21 protein-coding genes and 1 pseudogene are annotated in these 23,757 nt (G+C 60.7%); 8 read left to right on the forward strand and 14 right to left on the reverse strand.

All coding sequences use genetic code 11. The features are described 5' to 3' along the window. Positions 1-70 precede the first annotated feature (70 nt). Together lrp and P0Y33_RS05650 are read left to right on the forward strand one after the other, a co-directional pair. The gene (gene lrp, locus P0Y33_RS05645) at positions 71-532 is read left to right on the forward strand and encodes an HTH-type transcriptional regulator Lrp (protein WP_279529573.1); all 462 of its coding nucleotides are present in this window, start codon (positions 71-73) and stop codon (positions 530-532) included. Positions 533-627: 95 nt separating this feature from the next. After that, positions 628-1,029 (forward strand): hypothetical protein, encoded by a 402-nt coding sequence (locus P0Y33_RS05650; protein WP_279529574.1) that lies wholly within the window; start codon positions 628-630, stop codon positions 1,027-1,029. A gap of 165 nt (positions 1,030-1,194) precedes the next feature. Here P0Y33_RS05650 and P0Y33_RS05655 read toward each other — a convergent pair whose 3' ends face one another. From P0Y33_RS05655 to P0Y33_RS05690, 8 genes are all read right to left on the reverse strand, one after another. Continuing rightward, entirely contained in the window at positions 1,195-2,283 is a 1,089-nt protein-coding gene (locus P0Y33_RS05655) for a signal peptidase I (RefSeq protein ID WP_279529575.1), read from the reverse strand. A 48-nt stretch (positions 2,284-2,331) separates the two neighbouring features. After that, entirely contained in the window at positions 2,332-3,447 is a 1,116-nt protein-coding gene (locus tag P0Y33_RS05660) for a hypothetical protein (protein ID WP_279529576.1), read from the reverse strand. Continuing rightward, complete coding sequence (locus P0Y33_RS05665; protein ID WP_279529577.1) at positions 3,444-4,289, reverse strand: hypothetical protein; 846 nt, start codon at positions 4,287-4,289, stop codon at positions 3,444-3,446. Before P0Y33_RS05665 ends, P0Y33_RS05660 begins: the two co-directional genes overlap by 4 nt. A gap of 255 nt (positions 4,290-4,544) precedes the next feature. Further along, positions 4,545-5,756, reverse strand: coding sequence for a SipW-dependent-type signal peptide-containing protein (locus P0Y33_RS05670; RefSeq protein ID WP_279529578.1), 1,212 nt, complete (start codon positions 5,754-5,756; stop codon positions 4,545-4,547). A gap of 124 nt (positions 5,757-5,880) precedes the next feature. Continuing rightward, positions 5,881-6,795 carry a SipW-dependent-type signal peptide-containing protein gene (locus tag P0Y33_RS05675; protein WP_279529579.1) on the reverse strand — a complete coding sequence of 305 codons (915 nt, stop codon included), beginning with the start codon at positions 6,793-6,795 and terminating at the stop codon, positions 5,881-5,883. A 146-nt stretch (positions 6,796-6,941) separates the two neighbouring features. Then, a complete protein-coding gene (locus P0Y33_RS05680) occupies positions 6,942-8,522 on the reverse strand; it encodes a vWA domain-containing protein (protein WP_279529580.1) in 1,581 nt (526 codons plus the stop codon). Between the two features lie 90 nt (positions 8,523-8,612). Next, positions 8,613-10,058: a vWA domain-containing protein gene (locus tag P0Y33_RS05685; protein ID WP_279529581.1), complete on the reverse strand. Its 1,446-nt coding sequence runs from the start codon at positions 10,056-10,058 to the stop codon at positions 8,613-8,615. A 146-nt stretch (positions 10,059-10,204) separates the two neighbouring features. After that, positions 10,205-11,089, reverse strand: a complete 885-nt coding sequence (locus P0Y33_RS05690) for a SipW-dependent-type signal peptide-containing protein (protein ID WP_279529582.1) — start codon at positions 11,087-11,089, stop codon at positions 10,205-10,207. 344 nt (positions 11,090-11,433) lie between these two features. On the opposite strand from P0Y33_RS05690, the gene P0Y33_RS05695 reads away from it, so the two are divergent. The 5 genes from P0Y33_RS05695 to P0Y33_RS05715 all read left to right on the forward strand — a co-directional run bounded on the left by P0Y33_RS05695 (position 11,434) and on the right by P0Y33_RS05715 (position 15,668). Next, positions 11,434-11,910, forward strand: a complete 477-nt coding sequence (locus P0Y33_RS05695; RefSeq protein WP_279529583.1) for a DUF7344 domain-containing protein — start codon at positions 11,434-11,436, stop codon at positions 11,908-11,910. 2 nt (positions 11,911-11,912) lie between these two features. Then, a complete protein-coding gene (locus P0Y33_RS05700; protein ID WP_279529584.1) occupies positions 11,913-12,746 on the forward strand; it encodes a hypothetical protein in 834 nt (277 codons plus the stop codon). A gap of 349 nt (positions 12,747-13,095) precedes the next feature. Beyond that, positions 13,096-13,704, forward strand: a complete 609-nt coding sequence (locus P0Y33_RS05705) for a DUF7344 domain-containing protein (RefSeq protein ID WP_279529585.1) — start codon at positions 13,096-13,098, stop codon at positions 13,702-13,704. A gap of 92 nt (positions 13,705-13,796) precedes the next feature. Next, positions 13,797-14,078 carry a hypothetical protein gene (locus P0Y33_RS05710; RefSeq protein ID WP_279529586.1) on the forward strand — a complete coding sequence of 94 codons (282 nt, stop codon included), beginning with the start codon at positions 13,797-13,799 and terminating at the stop codon, positions 14,076-14,078. Positions 14,079-14,393: 315 nt separating this feature from the next. After that, entirely contained in the window at positions 14,394-15,668 is a 1,275-nt protein-coding gene (locus P0Y33_RS05715) for an IS4-like element ISH8B family transposase (RefSeq protein WP_010890432.1), read from the forward strand. 346 nt (positions 15,669-16,014) lie between these two features. On the opposite strand, the gene P0Y33_RS05720 is transcribed toward P0Y33_RS05715, so the two are convergent. From P0Y33_RS05720 to P0Y33_RS05740, 5 genes and pseudogenes are all read right to left on the reverse strand, one after another. Next, complete coding sequence (locus P0Y33_RS05720) at positions 16,015-16,923, reverse strand: glycosyltransferase (protein WP_279529587.1); 909 nt, start codon at positions 16,921-16,923, stop codon at positions 16,015-16,017. A gap of 108 nt (positions 16,924-17,031) precedes the next feature. Then, the gene (locus P0Y33_RS05725; protein ID WP_279529588.1) at positions 17,032-18,264 is read right to left on the reverse strand and encodes an outer membrane protein assembly factor BamB family protein; all 1,233 of its coding nucleotides are present in this window, start codon (positions 18,262-18,264) and stop codon (positions 17,032-17,034) included. Between the two features lie 52 nt (positions 18,265-18,316). Continuing rightward, complete coding sequence (locus tag P0Y33_RS05730; RefSeq protein ID WP_279529589.1) at positions 18,317-18,877, reverse strand: DUF7342 family protein; 561 nt, start codon at positions 18,875-18,877, stop codon at positions 18,317-18,319. A gap of 398 nt (positions 18,878-19,275) precedes the next feature. After that, positions 19,276-20,151 (reverse strand): annotated as a pseudogene (locus P0Y33_RS05735) (complex I NDUFA9 subunit family protein); the annotation flags it as partial. A 95-nt stretch (positions 20,152-20,246) separates the two neighbouring features. Next, entirely contained in the window at positions 20,247-21,056 is an 810-nt protein-coding gene (locus tag P0Y33_RS05740) for a helix-turn-helix transcriptional regulator (protein WP_279529590.1), read from the reverse strand. Between the two features lie 978 nt (positions 21,057-22,034). Between P0Y33_RS05740 and P0Y33_RS05745 the strand changes: the two genes are divergently transcribed. Further along, a complete protein-coding gene (locus P0Y33_RS05745) occupies positions 22,035-22,628 on the forward strand; it encodes a metal-dependent hydrolase (RefSeq protein WP_279529591.1) in 594 nt (197 codons plus the stop codon). A gap of 28 nt (positions 22,629-22,656) precedes the next feature. Here P0Y33_RS05745 and P0Y33_RS05750 read toward each other — a convergent pair whose 3' ends face one another. Then, a complete protein-coding gene (locus tag P0Y33_RS05750; RefSeq protein ID WP_279529592.1) occupies positions 22,657-23,574 on the reverse strand; it encodes a GAF domain-containing protein in 918 nt (305 codons plus the stop codon). Positions 23,575-23,757: the final 183 nt, after the last annotated feature.

A 23,757-nucleotide genomic window follows, 5' to 3' on the forward strand; every position in this document is an offset into this window, starting at 1 on the left:
CGTGTACTCATCCTCCAAAGTAGACCAGCAATATTTATATTCTCAACCTAAAACGTATATTGGGAAACAAATGGCCTACGAAAATCTTGACCACGAACTCATCAACGCGCTCTTGGGAAATGGTCGGTCGAGCCTGCGAAGTCTCGCTGAGGAGCTCGATGTCTCTGTAACGACCGTCTCGAATCATCTGAAAGAACTCGAAGAGGAAGGTGTCATTGAGGGGTATTCCCCAATCGTTGATTACGGGAAGCTCGGATACGGTGTAACGGCGATTCTCCAGTTGAAGGTCGAAGGACCGGCACTTAACGAGGTCACTGAGCGGCTTCGTGATCTCGATCAGATGGTTTCGGTCTACGAGGTCACCGGTGAGTTCGACATCATCGCCGTCGGGAAGTTCCAAGATACCGACGACATGAACGGACTGATCAAAGAGGTGCTCGCCGACGCCGACATCAAGGAATCGACGACGAGTGTCGTGTTGAACGCACCCTCCGAAAACAAGCAGTTCGAACTCGACGTCGACGAGGAGTAAAGACGGCCAAGATTTCGGCCGTACGAATCTGCTAACTTGTTGTATCGGTCGTCGTCTGGCTGTCTGTCGTAGTTGTACTATCTGTTTCGGTCGTTGTGCTGTTCGTAGAGTCGGTTGTGGTAGTCGTGCTATTCGTAGAGTCGGCCGTCGTCGTATTGTTCGACTCGTCGGTCATGGTAGTCGTACTGTTCGTGGGGTCGGCTGTAGTCGTCGTATCGTCGGTTGTGGTCGTTGTGCTATTCGTCGAATCTGTCGTGGATGTGTTGTTCGTCGAGTTGGCCGTGGGTGTCGTCTCGTTGCCGTCAGGACTACTGGTCGTATTCTGGGTGGACTCGTTTCCGGTGGGCTCGGACGTTTCGTTGGTGTCCGGGCTCGTGGTGACGTTGGTCGAATCGTCCGTGTCCGTCGTATTCACCGACTCATTCGTGGCGTCACTGGTGGTCACAGTGTCGTTGGTCGACTCGTTGTCGGCCATTGCCGACACCAGCAGGCTGTGATCACTACTCGGCTGTTGAATCGTCTGGACGTCGGACGGAGTGGCTGGGATATCCGCGCCTAGTCCGAACTCGACTGTTTCCTGGTCTTGGAGGACAGCCATCGTGACGCCACCACCGATACTCGCGACGACGAGTACGCAGAGGACGACGACGACCGAAGCGGAGTTATTCCGCATCAGGGCTCGCCTCCGAGTCGGTCTCTGCCGCTGTGTTTGCCGTTCTCTCGGCCTCGTCGTACTCGACGTCGGCACAGAAGACGACTGCATCGTCGAAGAGGTACTCGACGTCGTCGTCGCGGACGACCCAGCGATCGTCCGTGGCAGCCATCGTGTGGAGTGCCGACTGGGAGGCGACGGAGACGATGGGGCGACCGCCGGTGACGTGCCACTCTCCGTCGATCACGTGGGCGGGCTCGATGCCACCATCTGTCGAGACGGTCGTCTCGACCGTTCCAAACGACTGGAACTTGACCGCGGTGAGGAGGACGAAGAGTCCCACTGCAGCCGCGACGACAGTAAATGCCCACGTGGTGCGAACGAGGTACGCGATGTAGCCGGCGTAGATGGCGAAGAGACCGAACGCGATACTTCCGAGAGTGAGGTCCGCGCCAGTGAAGGCGAGTGTATCGTCGGGGACACTGTCTCCAGGCGTGGCATCGTCTTGGGCTTCGGTTATCGTTGAATCAACTGCACCGTTACCGGGCTGGTCGTGGTCATGATCGTCGCCGCCGTCGCGTCTGGTCGCGACCCAGTCCCGAAGCTCGAGGACGGCCAGGAGTGCGAACGGAGCGACGACGAGGATGAGAAAGCCCGTCGTCGTGCCGACGAATTCGACGACGTATCCGATAAAGGGGATCGTGAACACGACGAGACCGATGACCTGGCTTGAGGCGACCGTCCCCGGATCGGCGTCTTCGTTGGCGTCGCCTTTCGTCTCGAAGACGAGGCCGTTCTCAGTCTGGACGATATCGGTGATGCGGTGAGTAATCGGCACGTCACCGCCGCGGCTGAACGTGATGACGTCGCCGACTGCGAGTGCTGCTGGATCGGTCACCTCGCTTACGAGGACGACGTCACCAACGCTGATCGCGGGTTCCATACTCCCACTTAAGACGACGTAGCTCTGCTGTGCGCCGACCGTCGCGGGGACGGCGTAGACGACGAACGGGAGGACGAGCGCACACACGACGAGGAGGCCCACGACGTTCGTGAGTGTTCGGCGGTCGAATCGGCTGACAGTGGATTTCGGTCTCATGTGTTGGTGGTGGTCGTGGGTGTAGTTGGATGCGGTACGGTGCGATCGTTACTCGGTGTGGTACCAGTCTGGAGGCTCGGCACAGCTCCCGTCCGCCGATTGCTGTTGGCAGATCGAGACCGTGATGTGGCTGATGCCGAGATAGTCGTCGAGGCTGTCGGCCTCCTCGACACCCTGTTTTAGTGGGGCAAACAGGACGCCCGGCGTCGACGCATCCGGTGCGCCAAGCTTGAGGACTTCGTAGGTTGCACGTGCCGTCGAGCCAACGAGCTCGACGCGACAGAGGCGAGGCGCCGGTGTGTCACCGACTGGATCGAGTGTGAAGGCAACGCCGACAGTCTCGCCGTCGTCTTTCTCGACGCTCTCGGTAACGACGAGTTCGTAGTCCGCACTGCCCTCGTTGAAGGCGTAGCGGCCAGGCGGGAGGTAGTTTTCACTGGGTACATTGCTCTCCCGTGGGTCGACGTCGAGTTTGCCGATCGGAGTACAGCACTCACACGGGGCGGGGCCGGCACAGCCGCCTGTCTCGACAGTCGGGAACGGCGAGGTTCCGTCGTCGTGTCGACACTGGACGGCGCCGAACGTGAGTGGCCACGTAATCGACTCGGAGCCAGCATACGCATCGTCGAGTGTCCATGACGCGTACAGACAGACCGTTTCGCCTGGATCGAGACAGTCCTCCTCGAGGGCTGCAGTGAGGTTGATTCCGTTCCGGAGTGTCTCGGCAACCTCGCGGACCGACCCACTGGTTAGGACCGTCGGCTCGGAGGAGCAATCCCCGACCAACAGGGTCATCGAGAGCTGCTCGGCGAGCAGCGAGCGCTCCGGGACTGGGCAGTCTGCCCGGACCCAGACGACTGCCGGGTTCGCGTCCGGTGTCGGGAGGGAGACGGTCATCGTCGCCGCATCTTCACGCGTATCTGCATCGAGTGTCCCAAGTGGGAGTGTGACGGTCGTCCCGTCGGCGACGCCCGTTTTGCCGTGGTGGTCCCACTCGACGACGAGGTCGAACTCACCGCCTCGGAGAGTGGAGTCCAGCACTTCGGTATCACGAAGGTAGCTAAGCGTGCCACGGCCCAGCGCGGCGCTGCTGAATCCACCCGCGAGACCGACTGCCGACAGCCCGGCGATGATTTGTCGTCGGCTGAGACGGCGATCGCTCATGTTTGCTCACCGCCGAATGGATTGGCGTCGAATTCACACGTGGCAGCCGCGAAGGAGAGGTCGAAGGCAACGCTGTCACTCTGAATCGTGTTATCGACGTCTGCATCGAGCGACCACTCGAGACCGAGACAGAGCGGGTCCTGTCCGAGACAGTCCCGTTCACTTTCCGTGCCCGATGTTGCGAGTGGGACACCATTCGCGAGCGCTTCGCCGACAGTTCGGAGCGATCCCTCGACGAGAAGCGGTTCGTCGAGTAGATCGACACCGACATCGAGGTCACGGCGACCGTTACAGGCACCGAGTCCGGCGACGCCGCTATCGTACCAGATACGAATCTGCAGTGCATCTACGAGTTCGCCGATATCCGGAGTCGTATCGCCTGCCGTTTGTTCCGGTTCATTGCGGCCGTTTTCATTCGACTGTGTGGCCATGAGTTGGAGCCATACGGCTGCGGGCGCGGCATTACCGTGGAGACCGACAACGACCGATCCGTGGTCGCCGGGTAACACATTCCCAAGGTCGATGAGTGGCTGGGGTGGGTCGTCGACGAAGTCGCCGGCTGCAGCAGTTTGGTTCCACGTCGATTGATTCCCGAGGGCTAACGCCTCGTTCGAGCGGTCGATGCGTTGGCCATTGTACGTCTCGTACCAGGCGACACGAACGAGGCGTTCGCTGCCGGCCGTCGTCTGGGCGTAGGTGTAGTGTGTATATGCGGGAGCCGTCCCAGCCGACGCATAGCTCGCGCCACTGCCGAGAACTCCGGCGGCCCCGGCGGCGGCGAGGAGTCGGCGGCGAGTGATCGTCGGCCGGTCTCGATCGCCCGTGTTGTCTGGATTCGTCATTTCGGTCTCGGTGATGTCGATGGTCGTGTGTCTGCAGCTCGGTTGGTCGTTCGTACGTGAGACTGCAGTATCGGTACTCGCTCCCTATCTTCTGGATAGGGAGTCCGTACCAGTCCTCGTGGCACGTACAGACGATGATCCACCGGCGGAGTCGAACCACCGAACGCGCGGTGGCTGGGGAAGGCCACCTGACCGCGTCGCACCGGCCTGGACCCCGTGTTCGAACTCGGTTCTCGAGGGACTGCTGTCACGGGCTCACTCTGCAGCAGGGTTCTCGTTGTGCCGGCACTGTTCGGCTTCGAACGTCAGGTCAAAGCTCGCGATATCGGTCTGGACTTCGTTGCCGACGCTGGCCGGCAATGCCCACTCGAACCCGACACAGTGCGTCCCCGGCTGGAAGCAGTGCGTCTCTTCGACGGTTTCGCAGGTCCAGAATTCGACGTGGCTCACTTCTTGGCGAACGCGGTTTGGCCGTCCGCTGATCGGTCCGAGGAGTGTCGTCGTGTCGACACACTCGCCGAAGATGTATTCCTCCGTCGCGGAACCCGATTTGACGAGGGCTTTGCAGATCCCGACGCCATCAGTGAGGACTTCGACGTCGAAGCCCACGACCTCGCCATCCTCCTCTTGGAAGTTCGAGAGTTGGAGTTGGGGCTCGACTCCCGTTCCGTCGTCAAAGGTGTAGATGTCTCCGTTAGCAGTCCCATCCGAGCCATCTGCGAGTTCAACCGTCTGGAACTGCTCTCCTTCGAGGTCTTCGAGTCGGCCGAGTTTCGTACAGGCTTCTCCACTGCCTCCCGTCTCCGAGACGAGTGGCACACCCGCACAGGCAAACTCCGAGAGGCCCGCGAGCGTTCCCTCGTAGATGACGTGCTCTCCTTCGTCGTAGAGGTTGTCACAGTCCGGGTCGCGCCAGACGCGGACGTCGAGGAGGTTCGCGAGTTCAGCCATCTCGGGAGAGGTATCGACGTCGCTCTCGGGTTCGTTGACGCCGTTCTCATCTTCGGTGACGCAGGCTTTCATCCGGATGTAGGAGGGGTTCCCACAGAGATGGAGACTCGTCGTCACCTCTCCGGAGTCGCCTGGCTTGACGTCGTCGAGGTCGAAGACCGGAATCGCCTCGCCGTTCACGAGGCCGTCGGTCTCACACGTAATCTCGTCGCGCTCGACGGCGCCCCAGTCGTTGGGTGCCTCTCCGAGGAGGTAGGTACCTGTCGAGAGCTCTTCGGCATCCGGGTAGGTCGACTGGATATCGCTCAGCCGTCCCGGGCCACCGGCGTAGGTCGCTCGGTAGTCGAGTTTGAGGTCGAGTTCCCCTGCCTGTAGGGTGTTGTTGTCGAACGATTCGGTGTCGTTGAAGTATGCACTCGTCCCGAGGCCTGCTCCCGCGGAGGCGAGGCCGACGGCGCCGAGCCCACCGAGGATTTGGCGGCGGGTCAGTGCGTGGTAGCGATCGTTGGTGGTCATGATGGTCCCCTTCTGGGGATGATTCACCGACGGAATCGAACCGCCGTTTTGCACCAGCGTGAATCGGGTCGCTGTCGACAGGTACCACGGGGGTGGCACTGCTGTCGATCCCGCCTAGAGCGAATCAGAACGGATTCGCGTTCACCTCGTCGTGACGCGACTGTCCGGCCGCGAAATCGATTTCGAAGACGAGGGAGTCCGTCTGAACGTTGTTCTCGATCGAGGTCGGGAGTTCGAACTCGAAGGCGAGGCGGGCGTTGTTCGGTCCCGGTGTCGTTGGCGCGGCCTCGAAGACGTCGTCGAACGTGTTTGGATCACGAAAGAGTGGGACACCTCCCGCGAGGTCGATGCCGAGGGCTTTGGCTGCGCTTCCGAACGCCACATCGCCACGACTTCCGAGAAAACCGACTCCCGACACGTCGATGTCCGGGGCTGGCCCGCTATTGAGGTCGTACGTGGCGCTATACGCACCATCGCTGTGAGAGATATGGACTTCGAGTTCGCTCCCGAGTTCGCCTCGCCCATCGGGAAGCCCTTCGTCGAGGAAATCGCCGTCGAGACCGCGACCGGTGAAGTTGGCGTCTGTCGCAGGTCCCGGTGAGGTGTCGATTTGCTCTTCAGGCTCAGTATAGCCGTTCTCCAGGTCGTCGCGGAGCACACTCCGCATCCAGAGTCGCGATGGGTTGTTGTCGAGGACGAACCCGATCTCGACGAGTGCTTTGTCTCCAGGTGCGAGGTCGTCGAGAGCCATAATGATCGACGCCGTTCCGTCAGCGACCCCCTCGTGACGCTGATAGAGGCCGACACCGTCGGAGACGATATCGTCAGGGTCGAGTCCGAGAATATCGCGGTCGTTGTACTGGCCACGCCAGTCGAGTCGGAGATCAAGCTCTCCGGCCTGGATGGAGTTGTTGTCGAAGGACTCGGTATCGTTGAAGTAGGCACTCGTCCCGAGGCCAGCGCCCGCCGACGCGAGGCCGACAGCGCCGAGGCCACCGAGTAACTTGCGCCGCGAGAGGGGGTATCGTTGGTGCGTCATGGTCGTCCCCGAGGGGAAGACCCGCGGATGGAGTCGAACCATCCAACACACAGGGGTGGGAGCCAGGGTGCGTCGCGCCGGCGCGGGTCACAGGTGGGGATCGGCGGCCGATTGCCGATCGCTGGGCTGTTTGGTCGTGGAGTCGATCAGGCGAACGGCGTCTTCTCGGCCGGGTTCGGATTGTGACGGCACTGTTCGCTGTAGAGGTTCAGATCGAAGACCACACGGTCCGTCTGGGCCTCGTTGCCGACGTCTTCGGGAAGCCACCAGAGCATCGCGAGACACTGCGTCGTCGAGTTGGGGTAGCAGTCGATCGCGTCCGAGGACCGGTTGGCGTCGAGGAGGACACCACTTGGGCCGCCGATCCCCGACTCACTCAACACATCACGGAGCGACCCTTCTGCGATGATGGTCTCACCGCCACCGATATCCTGAATCTCGGCGGCGAGTGTGCTGTCCGGATTCGGGCCGGATACACTCCCGGACCCAGTGATGGCGTACTCGATTTCGTCGTCGATGTCGTCGACGAAGATGAACTCGTGGTCGCCTTGGAGGCCCTCGATAGCCGAGAGGATGGACTCCGAAGCGTAGGACTCCAAGCCGATGACGACGTACTTGTCGACCGAGCCACCGTTGACAGTCAGGTTACTCGTCGCCACCGAGAGGAACTGCGACTCGGTGATGTTGACGCCGTTCGTGATCAACACGAGAACATGTTGACTATCCTCGGGGCATTCTTCGAGTGCAGTTGCGCCGGCGTTGATTGCCTCGGCGACGTCTGCGCCACCGCCGGTGAGGAGGTCTTGGTCGAGGATGTCGCCAAGCCCATTGACGACTGCCGTCTCGTCGTCGGTCGGTGTGAATCGCGTATCCGCAATGCTCTCGAAGAGCGTCAGCCCCACCGAGGTCTGGTTGAGGACGCCGTCGTCGTCCGTGTCGAGGTCGTGAACCAGATTCTCGAGGGCAGCGACGAGGAGGTCGTCCTTGTAGGCGACGGGTTCGGAATCATCGGCTTCGTTGTTCCCCATCGAATCAGTGTTGTCGACGACGAGTTGGACACAGGCTGGCCCAGTGTCGTGTCTGTTGTCACAGTCGTCGTCGTACCAGACCTTCGCCTGGATGGCTTCGGCGAGTTCGCCACTATCAGGCGCGCCCATCTCGTCGCTTACGGTGACGTTTTCAGCCTCTGCTTCGGGCTCGTTGATGCCGTTGTCGAGGTCGTCTTGGAGCGATCCTCCGAACCAGAGGTAGCCCGGATTGTCGAAGAGGTGCATGCTGATCGTGATCTCACCCTTGTCGCCGGGCTTGACGTCATCGAGTTCGATAACCGGCATCTCGACGTCGTCCGGCAGGTCCGCGAACTGGTCGCGGAACATGTCTTCGACTGTCTGTCGCTCGCTTTCGGAGAGTTTCGAGAGGTCGGTCTCGCCGTACTCGTCGTCGGCGATCTCCGTCCGCGTGCGGATGAAATCTTGCACGGCATCCCCGTCCGTATCGGGGTATGCGTTGACCGGCATCCAAGACTCGCTGGGACCGTAGTACTCCTGTTGCCAGTCGACCTTGAGGTCAAGTGCACCCGCGGTCAGAGTGTTGTTGTCGAACGATTCGGTATCGTTGAAGTATGCACTCGTCCCTAAGCCCGCTCCCGCAGAGGCGAGGCCGACGGCACCGAGCCCACCGAGGAGTCGGCGCCGCGAGAGGTTGTAGAGGTTCTTGTCATCGGTCATGGTTTGTGGTTCCCTTGCGGGAGGACCCGTCGACGGAGTCGAACCGTCGAAGTGCACCGGCACGGGTCGGTAACGAAGCTGAGAATCGACTCAGTTCGTCGTCGTAGTCGTGTTGTTCGTTGGGGGACTCGGAGCGTTGTGGCGGGACTGTTCGGCGGTGAATCCGACATCGAATTCGGCGCCGTCGGTCTGGACTTCGTTTCCAACGTCAGTGGGGAGTTCCCACTCGAAGCCGACACACTGGGTTACGTTCCCCGGATATGGCTGGCGGTCTTCCTCACTGCGGTTGCCATCGAGTTCGATACCTTCCGCGAGCAAAGCCATGACATCGGCTAGCGAGCCCTGCGCGATGATGGTCTCGCCGGCGAGCACGACTTGTGCGATTTCGCCGTAGATGAGGTCGAGGTCAGCGGGATCGGGTGCGACGAAGGCATCGTCAGGTGAAGAGGCGATGTCCTCTAGGAGGGAGACGTCTGCTCCCGTCCCAAGGGCAATCGTGAAGATGCGGATGCCCTGCGCCTTCGCGGCGTCGGCCGCAGTGGTGGCGCTCGTTGCGCTGGATTGACCGTCGCTGAGGAGAATCATGACTTTGGAGGCCCCGGCAGTCGCGTTTGCTCCATTCATGAGCTCGTCCGCGGCGGCATCGATACCCGTGTTGATGGCGGTCCCACCACCGGCAGTGTACGCATCGATTGCGTCCTTGACAGCCTGGTAGTCTGTCGTGAGTTCCTGGTCAACGGATGCGCTACTAGAGAAGGAAATCGCGGCTGCCTCATCCGGACTGGAAAGGTTGTCGACGAATCCCGTCGCCGCCGACTTCAGTGCACTCAGGTTCGACCCACCCATGGATCCGGAAACGTCGCTCACGAGGGCGACTTCCAGTTCCTGTTGCTGCCCGGTTCCTGTTGGTTCGTAGACGTTGTCACAGTCCTCGTCGTACCAGACAGTGACGTTCATCTCGTCCGCGAGCTCGCCCATTCCTGCGCCAGGGGTGCCACCACTCTCGTCGACACCCATCTCGGGTTCGCTCTGTCCGTTCTCGTCGTTCGCGGTGAGACCACCCGTCATCGAGACCCAGGCAGGGTTGTCACAGATGTGGAGGCTGATCGTCGTCTCACCGGAATCACCGGGCTTCACGTCAGTAAGCGTGAAGATGGGGACTTCGCTCCCATTCACGAGAATGTCGTCGGCCTCTGGCGAGCAGTAGTCACCCTCCATGACGATGTCTTCCCACTGCGCTTCCTGTTCGGGTGTGGGCACCTGATCGAGGAGGTAGACACCATCGCCGAGGTCTGCTGCGTCAGGGTAGCCCATCGCCTGAATATCTTCAAGGCGACCCGGTCCACCCGCGTAGGTGGCCTTGTAGTCGAGCTTCAGGTCGAGTTCGCCGGCCTGGAGTGTGTTGTTCTGGAACGACTCTGTGTCGTTGAAGTATGCGCTCGTCCCGAGTCCGGCCCCTGCGGAGGCAAGGCCGACGGCACCGAGGCCGCCGAGCAGCTTGCGCCGTGAGAGGTTGTAGAGTTGTTTGTCGCTCATTGTGTTCATCCCCCAGAGGGGAAGGCCCGGTGACGGAGTCGAACCGTCACGCCGCGGAACACCGGTCCGGGCCGGACAGCAGACGCAATCGGACGCGTGTTGGCGTCCGGGTATCGAGGGTCAGTCGCGTGGCTCCAGGGACGGATCTAGGGCGATGGCGACGTCGTGTTGTACGGGTTAGCAGTGCCGTCGTTGTGGCGCGCCTGGATGGCCGTGAACTCGACGTCGAACATGAACGAGTCCGTCTGGACGTTGTTGCCGACCGTGGTCGGCAGCTCGAACTCGATAGCGATACACGGCGTCGCGTGCCCATCAGAACCGACTGCGGTCGCGGCGAAGGGATCGGTCATGCTGGTCGACGGGTCGCTGTCGAGGGCGACACCACTCGCGAGGTCGGTCCCGAAGACGGTCTCAGCGTCGCCCATTGCGACGTCGCCTCGTGAAGTACTACCCGCGTAGGAGACGGCATTCCCAGCATCAGCGGCAAACGACCCTCCATCGTTGTAGGATCCATCACTGTAGGAGACGTACACCTGCAGTTCGTCGTCGAGTTCACCGGCCCCACTCGCGTTTCCGGGATCGTCATAATCACCGGTCGCGTTGGTCGTGGGTTCGGGTTCAGGGTAGCCGTTCTCAGCGTCGTCGTGGTGGTTCGTCTTCATCCAGACGTACGCAGGGTTGTCCACGGACGCGAGGCAGATCTCGACGACACCCTTGTCGCCGGGCTTGACGTCGTCGAGGAGGACGAAGAATCCGGAGTCGCCGTTCTGCTCGACGTTCATGTGGCCCTGGTAGAGCCCGGAATCGTCAGCAGCCGAGTCGCCACCCACGCCGGCGGCGTTGTACTGACCGGACCACTCGAGCTGGAGGTCGAGCTGGCCAGCCTCGAGCGTGTTGTTGTCGAACGATTCGGTGTCGTTGAAGTAGGCAGTCGTCCCGAGCCCGGCACCCGCGGAGGCGAGGCCGACGGCGCCGAGGCCGCCCAGCAGCTTGCGTCGCGAGAGGTTGTAGAGTTGTTTGTCGTCGGTCATGGTTTGTTGGTCCCGGCCCACCCGCGGCGGGCAGTGGGATACCTCACCCATTATCCGGATGGGTCGTAGCTATGGTCTGGCTGACACGATCCGTGACCGACCCTAATGTAACGAAAGGTCACCCTCAGGACCGCGAAAGGTCGGGCTTAGCGACCCATATGGTGGGCCTATCCTCCGGCTCGGCCAGTCTAGGGCGCCCCTATCGTGGCCCATTCGGACGGCTATGGACTACCTATCGGTAGCTAGCTAGACCATACCTACGACTGCAGGTGTCGTTCGGATGAGTAGAGGGGGACATGCACTTCCAGCGACCACACATTCCGGAGGGGGACGCATTTCGGCTATTGAGCAACGAGCGCCGTCGCCGATCGCTTGAGTACCTCGTCGAACGCGAGCACGCGACGGTTCGTGAAATCGCGGACGTCGTCGCGGCGGCGGAGTTCGGTTCGTCAGCGCCGCCGGATTCCGTCCGAACCGCCGTGTACGTCTCACTTCGCCAGAACCACCTCCCGTCGCTCGTCGACGCCGGCGTCATCGAGTTCGATACGGAGACGAATCAGGTCCGTGTCCTTGACCGTGCGCGCGGCGTCACGATGTACCTCGAGCTCGTCACCCGCTACGGCATCACGTGGGGCGAGTTCTACCAGTACCTCGGGACGGTCGGCTTCCTCGTCGTTCTGGGATCGCTGCTCGTCTTCCCGATTGTGTCGCTGATCTCGCCCCTTGCCTGGGCGACGATCTTCCTCGGTGTGTTCGCCGTGATGAGCGCCTACCAACTGTGGACCGATCACTGGAGTCTCCGGCGCCGCCTCCTTCCGTAACCATGCACCTTACCACCATCCTCACCGACATCGTTGATGACCTCCGACGGCCCGAGTACACCGGCTCGAATCGGTGTGTTCCGTGTACTGTCGTGAACCTCATGATCGCACTCGGCCTCGCGGGTGCCATCGCTGTCGCTGGCTCGCTGTCAGCCGGCGTTGGCGTCTTCCTCATCGCGGTCGCGGCGATATACGTGCGTGGCTACCTCGTTCCCGGGACGCCCACACTGACGAAGCGCTACCTCCCCGATTCGGTCCTCCGGTGGTTCGAGGCAAGTCATCCGCAACCCAACGTCGACGAGGACTTCGACATCACCGCGACGCTTGACGAGTTCGGACTGCTCGTCGATAATCCGGATGGCGACGTTCAACTCGACCCCGAGTTCGCTGCCGCGTGGTTTGAGCGTATGACTGCCCGTGACGTCTACGTCCCACAGCTGGACGACCTGGCTACCCTCCTCGACGTCGACGTCGAGCAACTGGACGTCCGCTATCACGGCAACGATGCCTGCACTGTCTACCTCGAAGACCAGTGGCTCGGCCAGTGGGAGTCTGCGGCCGCGTTCAACGCCGACGTGACTGCCGAAGCGCTCCTTGCCGAACGGTACCCGGAGTGGGCCCAAATCCCACTCGTCCAACAGGGGGAACTCCTCGCTGCCCTCCGGGTCTGTCTAGAGGTCTGTCCCGCCTGTGACGGGCAAGTCACTCTCGGGACGCGGACCGTCGAGTCGTGCTGTCGATCCGTCGACGTCGTCGCAGCCACCTGTGGGGCGTGTTCTGCCCGCCTCTTCGAAATCGAGTACAGCCCCGAACTCTTCGAGGCCGCAAATGACTAGCAACATCCGGCGACTGACCGGACGGGGATCTACGTGATGGCCAGCCTCCGAGGTGTGGTTCTGGTCCGATCGGGACAGTCCGCACTCCGATGGTGGCTTGACAAACCACTACAGTTCCTCCCCGGAGCCAGGCCCAAGGCTCCAAAGCGAAATTTCCTCCTGTTGATCGGATACATGCTTCTGTTATTGCTCTTCTACGGGCTCTTCAGGGGTATTTAGTCTTGAAGACATGTTGTTGGTCCAGACAGTACAAAGAGTTAATCTCTAGCGTGTCAATCGATACCTACGAGTCAACTTGCTAAGGCGTTCCAGCCTGCTGGGGGGCAGGGCGGAATGGAGTTGACTAGGGATGCAGGTTGGGGAAACAATGAACTTAAAAAGCGAACACAGGGGGAGCATCGACGCTGAGCGGGAGGAGTTATCGTACGATACGATCTTCTTCACGCTTAGCAATCCGCGTCGCCGGTACGTACTGAACTACCTCAAGCACCGCGACGAACCAATCTCGACAGGAGAGCTTGCAAAGCAAGTCGCTTCGTGGGAGTACGATACAACCCCTGAGCAAGTAACGAATCAGCAGCGCAAGCGCGTGTACACCTCGCTTCACCAGACCCACCTCCCGAAGATGAACCACCTCGGGATCGTCGACTACGATGAGGGACGCGGTATCGTTAAGCCGAGCCAGCGGTTTTCGAACTTGGACTTCTACCTCGAGATTTCCCCGGAGCAAGGGCTTCCCTGGCACGAGTTCTTCGTCGGGCTCTCGACACTCTCGTTAGTGCTAGTCTTCGCTGCATGGGTCGGCCCATATCCATTTTCAGTCGTCCCCGACCTCGTCTACGCAGCAGTGATTGCGCTGGGCTTTACCATCTCGTCGCTCCTCTTCGTCCGGAGTGCGCGACGTCACCGACTCGGCGACGACGAACTCCCGGCCTGCCTTCGGGAGTCCGAGCTCTAGGTCGTATCCGGAGTCGTGTTCTTTCGTTCGAATCGAGTTTCCGAACGCGGGAAAAGCGTATGAAGGTGCGTGGTTAAGAGATTCCCAGTCGTATGGCCAACAGAGAACTACAATCGATCGAACTTGCTGAAGAGAAGCTACTCATCTCGTACGAGCTACAAGGTGAGACTTCCGTCGAAGAGGGGCTCCTGAGCGCGTTCGGAGCACTTGATTTCGATCTTGAGACGCGGAACCCACCGTTGGCCAGCTTTGTCAATTCAGATGCACTGAACCGACTGGAGTGGGACAATCCACACCACGAGGTGCACACGCAGGTTTGGGGCCATCCCGTGCGCATCTTGGCTGATCGAATCGAGATTTTCTCGACTGAGTGAGCGTCGGTTCTGGAGCGCGGTTTCGTCGCGGTTGTCGAAAATTCGAGAGAGATTCAGACCCTTGTTCGCAGGGCCGGCAGGAATCCACTCGCCGTGCTGAAAACCAGTGCGACGAGGACGAGTATACCGAGCACGAGTATACCGAGCACGAGTAGCCCGAGGCCGAGTACGATATCCACATACTGGAAAAGGAGCCAGCCCATCCGTCTTTAGTTAGGAGACGAACCGCGTGACAGTGGCGGCTTATCGAGGCTACTTTTCGGAAGGAATGAGGAGGTGTCGAGTGTGCACAACGAAACCTCCTCATCACGGATTATGCGTCGGCTCACTACACTGTTTCCCTCCGAGTTCCTCGAAGAGCACGCCGAGGAACTCGGCGTGGTCGAACGCGACCGCAAGCTCCAGATTCCCGTCTTCGTCTGGGCATTCGTGTTCGGCTTCGCCGCAGGCGAACGCCGAACACTCGCAGGGTTTCGACGCAGCTACAACTCCACAGCTGACGAGCCGATCTCACCGGGTGGGTTCTATCAGCGGTTGACGCCGACGCTCGCGGAGTACTTCCGCGACCTCGTCGAGCACGGTCTCGACGAGGTCGCTGTTCCCGACACTGTTGACGTTGACATCGACCGATTCAGTGATGTAATGATCGCTGATGGAACGGTGTTGCGGTTACACGAGTTTCTCGCTGATCAGTTCGAAGCCCGCCACGAGGAGCAGGCTGGAGCGAAGCTCCACCTGCTCCACAATGCCACTGAACAGACGATTGAACGGATCGACGTTACCGACGAGAAAGCACACGACAGCACGCTGTTCAAGACAGGGTCGTGGCTTGAGAACCGCCTCGTATTGTTCGACCTCGCGTACTTCAAGTACCGACGGTTTGCGCGGATCGACGAGAACGGCGGCTCCTTCGTGAGCCGGCTGAAACAGAACGCGAATCCGGTGATTACGGATGAATTACGGGAATGGCGCGGCCGCGCCATTCCCTTGGAGGGCAAGCAACTCCGTGATGTGCTCGACGATCTCGACCGGACGTACATCGATGTGGAAGTCGAAGTCGAGTTCAAGCGCGGGCCGTACAACGGGACGCGGTCGCTGGATACGAAGCGGTTCCGCGTCGTCGGCGTCCGCGACGAGGACGCCGACGACTACCATCTATACGTGACAAATCTGTCGCGAGAGGAGTTCTTTCCGGCGGATTTAGCGCAGATCTACCGGTGTCGGTGGGAAGTGGAGTTGCTGTTCCGTGAGTTGAAGACGCAGTACGACCTGGACGAGTTCGACACGAGCAACGAGCACGTGGTGAAGATCTTGCTGTACGCAGCGTTGCTGTCACTGCTTGTGAGCCGTGATCTGTTGGATCTGGTCACCGAGCAGGCGGATGATGAGCTCGTGTTTCCCCCGGAACGCTGGGCGGCGACCTTCCGGTCGCACGCCCAGCTCATCCTCCACGAACTCGGTGAGCACCTCGGTTATTCGCCACCGCCGCTGTTGGAGCGGCTGATCGAGGACGCACAGAAGATCCACAAGCAACGACCGATCTTACAAGAGACGCTCGCTACCGCTACACAACCGAGGTGTGAGTCTTAACTAAAGACGAATGGGAGCCAGCCAATTCCCATGTTGAGGGCGGCGAGGGAAAGTGGATACAGAGTCCGGGACGCGTACATCTCGTGGTCGAACGATAGCACGGAGATGTTAAAGAAGTTACCAAAGCGACAACGTCGATTTGTGTTTGCAAGTGTGTAGCAAAGAACCGAGCCTACGATCTACCATTCGAGGTGGAGCACCCCCAGTTGGGGAAGTTGGGGGATGGGGGGTGCTCCATCATGAAAAATGGAACTCTATCTATGTATATTTATGCTTTAGCATGGCATACCATGCTGTCATCGCCGAATCGCCCTCCGTAGTGGCGATCGAACAGATTCTTGGATGGCTACGATACGACTTCGACGTGGAATTTGCTGTGCCAGCGGTAGCGTCGCCCACCCCACACGAAGGTGCGGCGGCCGAGTGCGTAGGCCATCAGCGGCACTTGGACGAGGATTGCGGGGTACGCCAGGAGAGCGGTCCACCGACGGCACCCGAAGGCTGCGTACACGCCGCCGACGAGGAGCGTCACGAGGCCCGCCGCGTACACTGGACTGAGGAGACAGAATGCCGCGAGGAGCGTCGTGACCACACCCATGACGGCAGTATCGGCTGGCTCGTGGTGGGAGACGATCTGGGTGAATCGGACGTGACGTTCGAGTGTCGCCCGAACTGTCCCGCCGATCTCGACCCGGCGAGTCCGCTTGAGTGGCGTCACGTCGAGATACTCCGAGAGGAGTCCGTCGTCGCTCACAGTCTGTCGCAGCTCCTCAAGGAACGCCTCGACATCGAGGTCGTCACGTTCGAACATCACGGCGCCGGCCCACGCTTTGTCGCTCGTGTAAACGCCGAGTGTTCCGCCAAGAGCGTACACTGGCTCGAGCAAGATCGAGAGGGGATCTCGGCCCACGAAAAACGGGAGTTCCGAGACGGGGCCGTGGCGTTCGTAGGCCGTGTGGAGTCCCGACAGCCAATCCGGTGGATGGTGAAAGTCGTCGTCGGTCCAGACGATTCGGTCGTGGGTGGCCGCCTCCATGCCCGCGGCGATGGCGTTTGCCTTGCCCGAGCAGCCGGTCGGCTCGCCGGCGACGACGACTCGTGTCTTCTCGATTTCATCGGCGTAGTCGGCGACTGGATCCGTCTCGGTGTCACAGATCACGAGGAGTTCGTCAGTCGGCGCGAGTTGCCCGGCGACCTCCTCGATGACTGGCGAGCGTGTCGTCGTCGGGAGGAGGACGCTCGTCGGCGGGGCCATCGTCGTAGAACGCGACCGCCGACGACGTAAATGCTGGTGTGCCCCGAGTGACTGCTGAGTACTCTAGGAGAGGCCCTTGCCACAGCAATCGGAAGCGGTCGAGAGCGCTCAGGCGAGTTCGTACAGCTCTGGGCCGGCCGTGACGAGCACCCGATCCTCGACGAGCGCCAGCCCATCCGGGTCGTTCGCCAGCGAATGTGTCCACAGGATCTCGCCAGTCGCTCGGTCGTAGGCGCGAACCTTCCCCGTGGGTTGCTCGCCATCCCGACGTACCTCGCCGGCGACGACGAGTGTGTCTTCGCTGACGACTGGGGCGAAGGCGTACCAGTCGACGGAATCGCGCCAGATGGTCTCGCCCGTTTCGAGGTCGAGGGCGACGACGAGGCCGGCCTGAAGGTCGTCTGTCCCGACGGCTGTGTAGCCGCGATCGCCGACGACGGCAGGTGTCGCGACGTCCATCCCGAGCGACCGCGGCCCCCAGAGGTGCTCGCCCGAGTCAGCGTCGAAGGCGACGACTGCGCCACCTTCGGTTGCGTAGGAGCCCTGGACGAATCGGCCGTTGGCGATCGTCGGGCGATGGGCGAATCCCTGCATGTGGTCTGTTCCGGTAGTCCAGACTTGCTTCGGGCCGACCGCGAGACGTCGGTCGAGGCCGGTTCGTTGCGTGTAGGCGACGGCGCCATCCAGTGGTGCGTCCGCGGCGTAGAGTTGCCCATCGAGGAGAGCGGGCAATGCGCCGTCGGCCTGCCACCCACGGCCAGTGGTGGGGTCGATGGCTTGTAGCGTGCCGTCGGATGTGCCAACGTACACTTCGCGTTCGCTAATCGACATCCCCTGTGGGCGATTCGTGCCGAGTGGGACACGGTAGGTCTCCCGTAGTTCGCCGGCCCTGTAGCCGACGATGGCTGTTGGCGGGTCGGAGGAGTTCTCTGCGACGCGACGGGCCGTGTGGAGAGTCCCGTCAGGACCGAAGCCGGCGAGAAGCGTTGCGGTGTCGCTGGTGTGGACTGGCTCGCCGGCGTCGCGTGACAGGACAGTGATTCCCGACCCGTGCATTGCGAGGTAGTCGGAGCTAACGATCGGGTAGAAGTACGGCTGCTTGGCAGTTGTTGGGGCGGTGGCGACGACGCTGGCGTTCGGTGGCTCGCGAGGTGGGCCGGCGTTTGGGTTGTATGCTGTGTTCGCGGGGTCGTAGCGTCGAAGTGGCCACGTGCCCGCTTTGGGGGACCACGAGGTGAACGTTGCATCCGTGGCGCCTTGGTCCAGCCGGTAGGTACCGTAGGCGCCGGCCGCGATCGCTGCAGCGCCGCCGAGAAGGCGACGACGAGTGATGGAGGGCATCAGGCGCGTGTTCTCGCCCATCGGTCAAAGGTGTTCGTGGCGATATCTGTGGTTAGGGATCAGAATTTCGGGGGCTGGTCCGTAGCGCCCGTTCATGGAGTGAGATTCGCCGGCGAGTCGTCTTCCATGCAGACACGTCCTCCCATACCGCCTCGACAGACCGGTCAGTATCTGTTGCATGGGCAGCAATCGCGACTGCCTCCGGAGATTCAGTGTCGAATTTCTCCGCGAACGAGTCATCACGTTCTACCTCGTCTTCGAGGAAACGAAGGAGTTCGTCGTCCTCGTATCGGTTTCGGAGTTGCTGGACACGCCGCCACTGCAGGTACTCCTGATTCCGTTCGTAGGTTGCAGGCGAGTCAGTGACCTGCGTGACGATCCCGATGCGATCAAACCACTCAAGGTACTCCCGGGCCGCATCCACCCCGTGTTCCGCACGGTCGGCGACCTCACGCGCGGTTGCGGGACTACTCAATCCGAGCACAGTATCAAAGAAATTGTCCCGAGTGCGATCCTCGGAAACGAGATCCTCCGGAGCGACGAGACTATCGAAATCCGGCTCGTCCCGATGTTCATCGGTGTCTGCTTTCAGTTCGGGACGTGGATCTTCCATACTGGATATGTGGTCTTCAGATTGTTAATCTGTTCTATGAGTTCCTAAGTATTCGCCCGCCCACCTGGCCTCACGCGCCGAGCGAGCCACGTCACGACGACGGCGAACAGATAGTACGTGGCGACGAGCCCGACTTCCCAGAGAAGGGCTCCGGAGCCAGGTACAATCGGATCGAGCACGTAGACGACGTTCTCGAGGCCCCACGGGCTATCGTACAAAACGAGCATGAGGAGGTAGCTCGGGATGAACAGCAGCCTGGGAATGCCCCAGTAGCTGTAGATGTCGACGACATTCGGAAGGTAACTCGTCAGCGCGAGAAACGCGAACACGAGGAGCGTACCACGGGCTGTCCACGCCGAACGTGGGCCATCTCCAGGTTGCTCGGCTGTCTGTTCTGAGAGATAGTCGGCTAGCGAGCGAAGCTCCGTGGGTTCGCGCCCGAATGCCTCGACGTCGTTTTCCTCGACCGTATTATCGAAGTTGAGGGAGCGATACTGATCGAGTCCCATCGGGAATCCCGGAATTCGCCCACCGACACCCAACCCGAGTTTCGCGAGTGCCATCGGGACCGGAACGATTGTCACTGGAGTGCCCTCGGCCTGATACACCTGCTTGGTGACCTCGGCTAGAGTGAGTTTCTCCGGTCCGCCGAGTTCGTAGACGTTGCCGTTGTGTGCGTCGTCTTCGATCGCGTCCGCCAGCATGGGGACGAGGTCACCGACCCAGAGCGGTTGGAAGCGAGTCGCGCCGCCGCCGGGAAGGCCCGTGACATACGGCGTCGTGAGCAGTTTCGTGAAGTCGACGAACTCGCCGCCATCGCCGAAGATGACCGAGGGCCGAATGAGCACCCACTCCAGGTCGGCGTCGCGGACAACCTGCTCGGCTGCGCCCTTTGCGCGGAGATATGCTGTTGGTCCCTCCGGGTCCGCTCCGAGGGCGCTCATCTGGACGAGTTTCTCGACGCCGTGGGCCTCCGCTGCCTCGACGACGTTTTCAGTGCCACCGAGGTGGATTCGGTTGTGCATCTCGTCGCCGCCAGACGGTGTGAACAACGGGGAGAGTGCGACGAGATTGATGACGGCATCTCGGCCTTCGAACGCGCTCTCGATCGACTCGTAGTCGGTCACGTCCCCTTGAACCGTCTGGACGGGTGCCTCGAAAGCCTCTGCCTCGGCTGTGCGCGCGAGGACGGTGACCGTATGTCCCCGGTCGGCCAACGTGCGGGTCAGGTTCGTGCCGATGAATCCCGTACCACCAACGACGAGGACTTTCATGGCTAGATATCGTGTCGCTGGGGTGTTTACGATACCTCCTGGCAGGTGTGCCAACTGTTGGCCAACCGGTCACTGTTCGTGACGACTGAGTGTGGTCAGGTATCTTTTCGAAACGGGAACGGGAGTGAGAACGGCGATTCGACGAGTTCCGATTCGTCTCGGTAGCGCTCGAACAGGTCGGTGCTCCACTGGAGAAACTCGTCGTTCGTGGCGTGAACGCACGCTTGCAGGTGGCCATCGTCGTCGTAGGCGCCCATCAGTAGTTGCTCGTCGCCGAGTGTCAACCCGAAGCCAATGCTCTCTGGGTGGCGATAGAGATCCAACACGCCGACACTGACGACGATTTTGAACTCGACCGGATTGAGGTCGCGAGCGCGTTCGACCATGTCGGCGTCGAGGACGAGTTCCGTATGCACACCATCCATGGCGAGGTCGGCGTGGACGTCGTGGAACAAGCGGCTGAGCACTGGCGAAATCATTCGGATTCGGTCCGTGTCGAACTCTCGGACTCGATCGAGGTATTCGTGGACTGGGGCCTGTGGGTTCTCTTTGGTTGCTGTGACCAGCGAGGCGGACTCCAGCCATCGCGGGTCTGGCGTGTGGTCCATATCGGGGAGATGGCCGAGGAAGGACCGATACGTCTCGATTCGCTCCAGTGTTTCGAGGTACGTGGTGAGTTCGTCGACGACGTGTGACCCGGTCGTCGTGAGTCGATACTTCCCGCTATCCTTGATGGCCAGGTCTCGCTCGACGAATTGGCCGAGATGGCGTTGGATACTGCGACGTGAGAGAGGGAGCTCGTCGGCGAGTTCTGCAGGGGACCCTGGGTGATCGACGAGGTGTGTGAGGAGTTGCTGGCGGTCTGGAGAGCTGGCGAGGAATTGAGCGAGTTCGTCTTTGGTCATAGTTATCGGTACACACTCACTCTACAAATAATGGTCTCCGAGTTGATGAGTGGGTGAGAGATCTGTGTTGCCGGCGGGATTGGGGCGCGACGTCGACTATCGTCTCGTCCGTTGTTCGTCGTTGGCCTTTGACCACACCGGAGAGCCGGTGTACCCTCGTAGCGTGTGGATTGGCGACCGACTTTGCCGAAGATCTTCGTAGTCAGCAGGGTCTGGTGTAAATCGATAGAGGTCGAGGAAGGTTTTCTCGACGTCGGACTAGTTAAGCGACCGCACGTAGCCGTGGGTTTTCTCCTGTCCTCAGATAAAGCGGTTTGTGCGCAAAGCGGTAGCATATTCCGTGTGGGGCACGTAGTTTCGGACGGGTTTCTCTAGTTGGCGCAATCCGGGGGGAGAGACGCCAATCGGAGAAATCCGGAGTGTGGAGTTTTCACTCCCACTTTCTGTCGCTGGATTGAGTAACAGACTCTTGGGAGCCACAGTACCAATACTGTCAGAAGATACTACCTGACCCCTCTGGTTTTGTAACACCGAGAATAGAACTGCAGTTAGGGCATGCCCAGAAAACCTCGTCATCCGTAGTCTCACGTTCCACTTCTGAAATATCAATACGAGTATCACAAAATCCGCATTTCATGCTCGATAACTTGTTTCTCGTGAGAAAAAGAAGTATGCTTGGTTTGTCAACGCTTCCACTAAGAAAAATATATAGCGAGCTGGATGTCGATAGAGCCTGGAAACTGGTGTACCATCCGACAAAGTAGCCCGATATGGAGTATATCCATGGGTGAAGTCGGGACCACACACCGATTTTCCCACGTCCGAAAAATTGATTAGGGTGATTCGTCGGTGGACAGAACCCGCTGTAGCCAGCCTGTCTGTTGGGTTCGTGTGGTCAACGCCAAGTGCCAGCACAGTCGGCCATCCTCGAGAGCGAATGGGGAAGACACACAACTGTCGGTGGCGAAAGGATGGACCATGTGGCCCTGGGGACACCTCGCGGTCGGCTATCTTTGCTATCTTGGCGTGCTTCGTGTACGCGACGACGGCAAGCAGACACTCCTCACGCTCGTCGCCGTCGCCTTCGGGACGCAATTTCCCGATCTCGTGGACAAGCCACTCGCGTGGACGTTCGGTGTCCTGCCCTCGGGGCGGTCCTTTGCCCACTCGTTGCTTGTCGCCGCGGTCGTCATCGGCGTCGCGTATTGGGTCGCCTCACGCCGTGGACATGCAGAGAGTGCCGTCGCGTTCGGCGTCGGCTACATCTCGCACAGTCTCGTCGACCTCGGACCCGAGGTTGTGTGGGGGCTCGTGCAGGGCGACTGGGGGCAGTTGCAGTGGACGACCTACCTCCTGTGGCCGATTCTGTCGGCGCCGCCCTACCCGAACGATGAGTCGTTCATGCAGCATTTCGTCGGGTTCGCGATGGACCCCTACGTGCTGGTGCAGTTCGGACTCTTGGGCGTCGCCGTCGCTCTCTGGATACGGAGTGGGCGTCCCGGTCTGGTAACGCTTCAGCGAGGGATGTGGGAGTGGATCGGCCGGCGGGACGTAGTGAGCGAGGGGGATTGAGGCGGGCGGTCGGTGGGCTGGTTGTCGCTCAGGGTTTTGGTTGGGAGGCTTCGACGCGGCGTTCGAGTTGGTCCATCGCCTCGTCGGCGAGTGAGGTGAGAAGATCTTGCTCGCGCTCGTCGTATTTTCGGGGCGCTTCGTCCATGACGCAGAACATCCCGATACGGTAGCCGTCAGAGGTGACTAGGGGCGCACCTGCGTATGATCGGAGGTTGTACTCGGTGACGAAGTTGAGCCGTTCGAACCGGGGATCGGCCGTCAAGTCCTCGATGACGGTCGGGCCATCCTCCAAGACGCCATAGGTACACACGGTCTCTTCGCGATTCAGCACTCCCCAGTCGATACCGCGACAGGCGACGATGTCCTCGGTGTAGCGGCCGACCAGTCCGACGAAAGAGACGTCGACGTCGAGTTCCTCTTCGGCGGTGCGGGTCAGATGCTTAAAGGATATCGCGACTTCGGACACCACGTCCAAATATCGGTCGAGGACGGCCAATCGCTCGTCCTCGTCGTAGGGAAGCGGATACGACGTGTGCGCTCGGGTCTCGACCATCGTCTCCACCTCGTTGAGGAGTACCTCGAGTGCGTTCGGCTGTGTCTCGTTGATGTAGTTGATGACGATGTCGGGTTGCTCGGACGTGTCGATGGCTGCACTATCAAGATCGGTGTAGAGGACACACGCCGCATCCGGCTGTTGGGCCCGAACTTCTGCAAGGAGTTCGAGGCCAGTGCCGTCCAGAAGTGCGGAGTCGGTCACCACCGCCTCGAAGAATTGCTGGCCGAGCTGATGGCGAGCGGTCGCCATGGAACTCGCGGTCGCGACGTCGTACTCCTCGCCACCGAATGCCCCACCCACCTGGTTGCGCCAGCCCTCGTCGGCGCTCACCACGAGGATCCATGCGGTACTCCGCGTCTCCTCGGAGAGTTGTATGGGTGGTATGGACATACGTATGGTACAGAGGTACCAGTGAAGAGAGTTGTGCGACTGGTTTCTAGAATTGACAGTCCTAGTAACTAACCCGTTCGTTTGGCCCGGTGTTGGTGTCCGTCGCCGGTCTTCAGGTGTGTCGACGTCGCGCGGTGCAGTGGGTGGGCCACGGCCGGTCGTCGAGGTCGGCAGCGAGATGTG

This window comes from Halospeciosus flavus, from assembly GCF_029814175.1.
In the GTDB taxonomy this organism is placed as follows: domain Archaea; phylum Halobacteriota; class Halobacteria; order Halobacteriales; family Halobacteriaceae; genus Halospeciosus; species Halospeciosus flavus.

What these genes read in the sequence shown, in the direction of transcription:
- P0Y33_RS05670 (WP_279529578.1), bottom strand. Translation starts at nt 5,756, where the DNA reads ATGACCACCAACGATCGCTACCACGCACTGACCCGCCGCCAAATCCTC.
- P0Y33_RS05700 (WP_279529584.1), top strand. Translation starts at nt 11,913, where the DNA reads ATGCACCTTACCACCATCCTCACCGACATCGTTGATGACCTCCGACGG.
- P0Y33_RS05745 (WP_279529591.1), top strand. Translation starts at nt 22,035, where the DNA reads ATGTGGCCCTGGGGACACCTCGCGGTCGGCTATCTTTGCTATCTTGGC.
- P0Y33_RS05665 (WP_279529577.1), bottom strand. Translation starts at nt 4,289, where the DNA reads ATGACGAATCCAGACAACACGGGCGATCGAGACCGGCCGACGATCACT.
- P0Y33_RS05740 (WP_279529590.1), bottom strand. Translation starts at nt 21,056, where the DNA reads ATGACCAAAGACGAACTCGCTCAATTCCTCGCCAGCTCTCCAGACCGC.
- P0Y33_RS05685 (WP_279529581.1), bottom strand. Translation starts at nt 10,058, where the DNA reads ATGAGCGACAAACAACTCTACAACCTCTCACGGCGCAAGCTGCTCGGC.
- P0Y33_RS05660 (WP_279529576.1), bottom strand. Translation starts at nt 3,447, where the DNA reads ATGAGCGATCGCCGTCTCAGCCGACGACAAATCATCGCCGGGCTGTCG.
- P0Y33_RS05730 (WP_279529589.1), bottom strand. Translation starts at nt 18,877, where the DNA reads ATGGAAGATCCACGTCCCGAACTGAAAGCAGACACCGATGAACATCGG.
- P0Y33_RS05675 (WP_279529579.1), bottom strand. Translation starts at nt 6,795, where the DNA reads ATGACGCACCAACGATACCCCCTCTCGCGGCGCAAGTTACTCGGTGGC.
- P0Y33_RS05655 (WP_279529575.1), bottom strand. Translation starts at nt 2,283, where the DNA reads ATGAGACCGAAATCCACTGTCAGCCGATTCGACCGCCGAACACTCACG.
- lrp (WP_279529573.1), top strand. Translation starts at nt 71, where the DNA reads ATGGCCTACGAAAATCTTGACCACGAACTCATCAACGCGCTCTTGGGA.
- P0Y33_RS05710 (WP_279529586.1), top strand. Translation starts at nt 13,797, where the DNA reads ATGGCCAACAGAGAACTACAATCGATCGAACTTGCTGAAGAGAAGCTA.
- P0Y33_RS05690 (WP_279529582.1), bottom strand. Translation starts at nt 11,089, where the DNA reads ATGACCGACGACAAACAACTCTACAACCTCTCGCGACGCAAGCTGCTG.
- P0Y33_RS05750 (WP_279529592.1), bottom strand. Translation starts at nt 23,574, where the DNA reads ATGTCCATACCACCCATACAACTCTCCGAGGAGACGCGGAGTACCGCA.
- P0Y33_RS05725 (WP_279529588.1), bottom strand. Translation starts at nt 18,264, where the DNA reads ATGCCCTCCATCACTCGTCGTCGCCTTCTCGGCGGCGCTGCAGCGATC.
- P0Y33_RS05705 (WP_279529585.1), top strand. Translation starts at nt 13,096, where the DNA reads ATGCAGGTTGGGGAAACAATGAACTTAAAAAGCGAACACAGGGGGAGC.
- P0Y33_RS05715 (WP_010890432.1), top strand. Translation starts at nt 14,394, where the DNA reads ATGCGTCGGCTCACTACACTGTTTCCCTCCGAGTTCCTCGAAGAGCAC.
- P0Y33_RS05720 (WP_279529587.1), bottom strand. Translation starts at nt 16,923, where the DNA reads ATGGCCCCGCCGACGAGCGTCCTCCTCCCGACGACGACACGCTCGCCA.
- P0Y33_RS05680 (WP_279529580.1), bottom strand. Translation starts at nt 8,522, where the DNA reads ATGACCGATGACAAGAACCTCTACAACCTCTCGCGGCGCCGACTCCTC.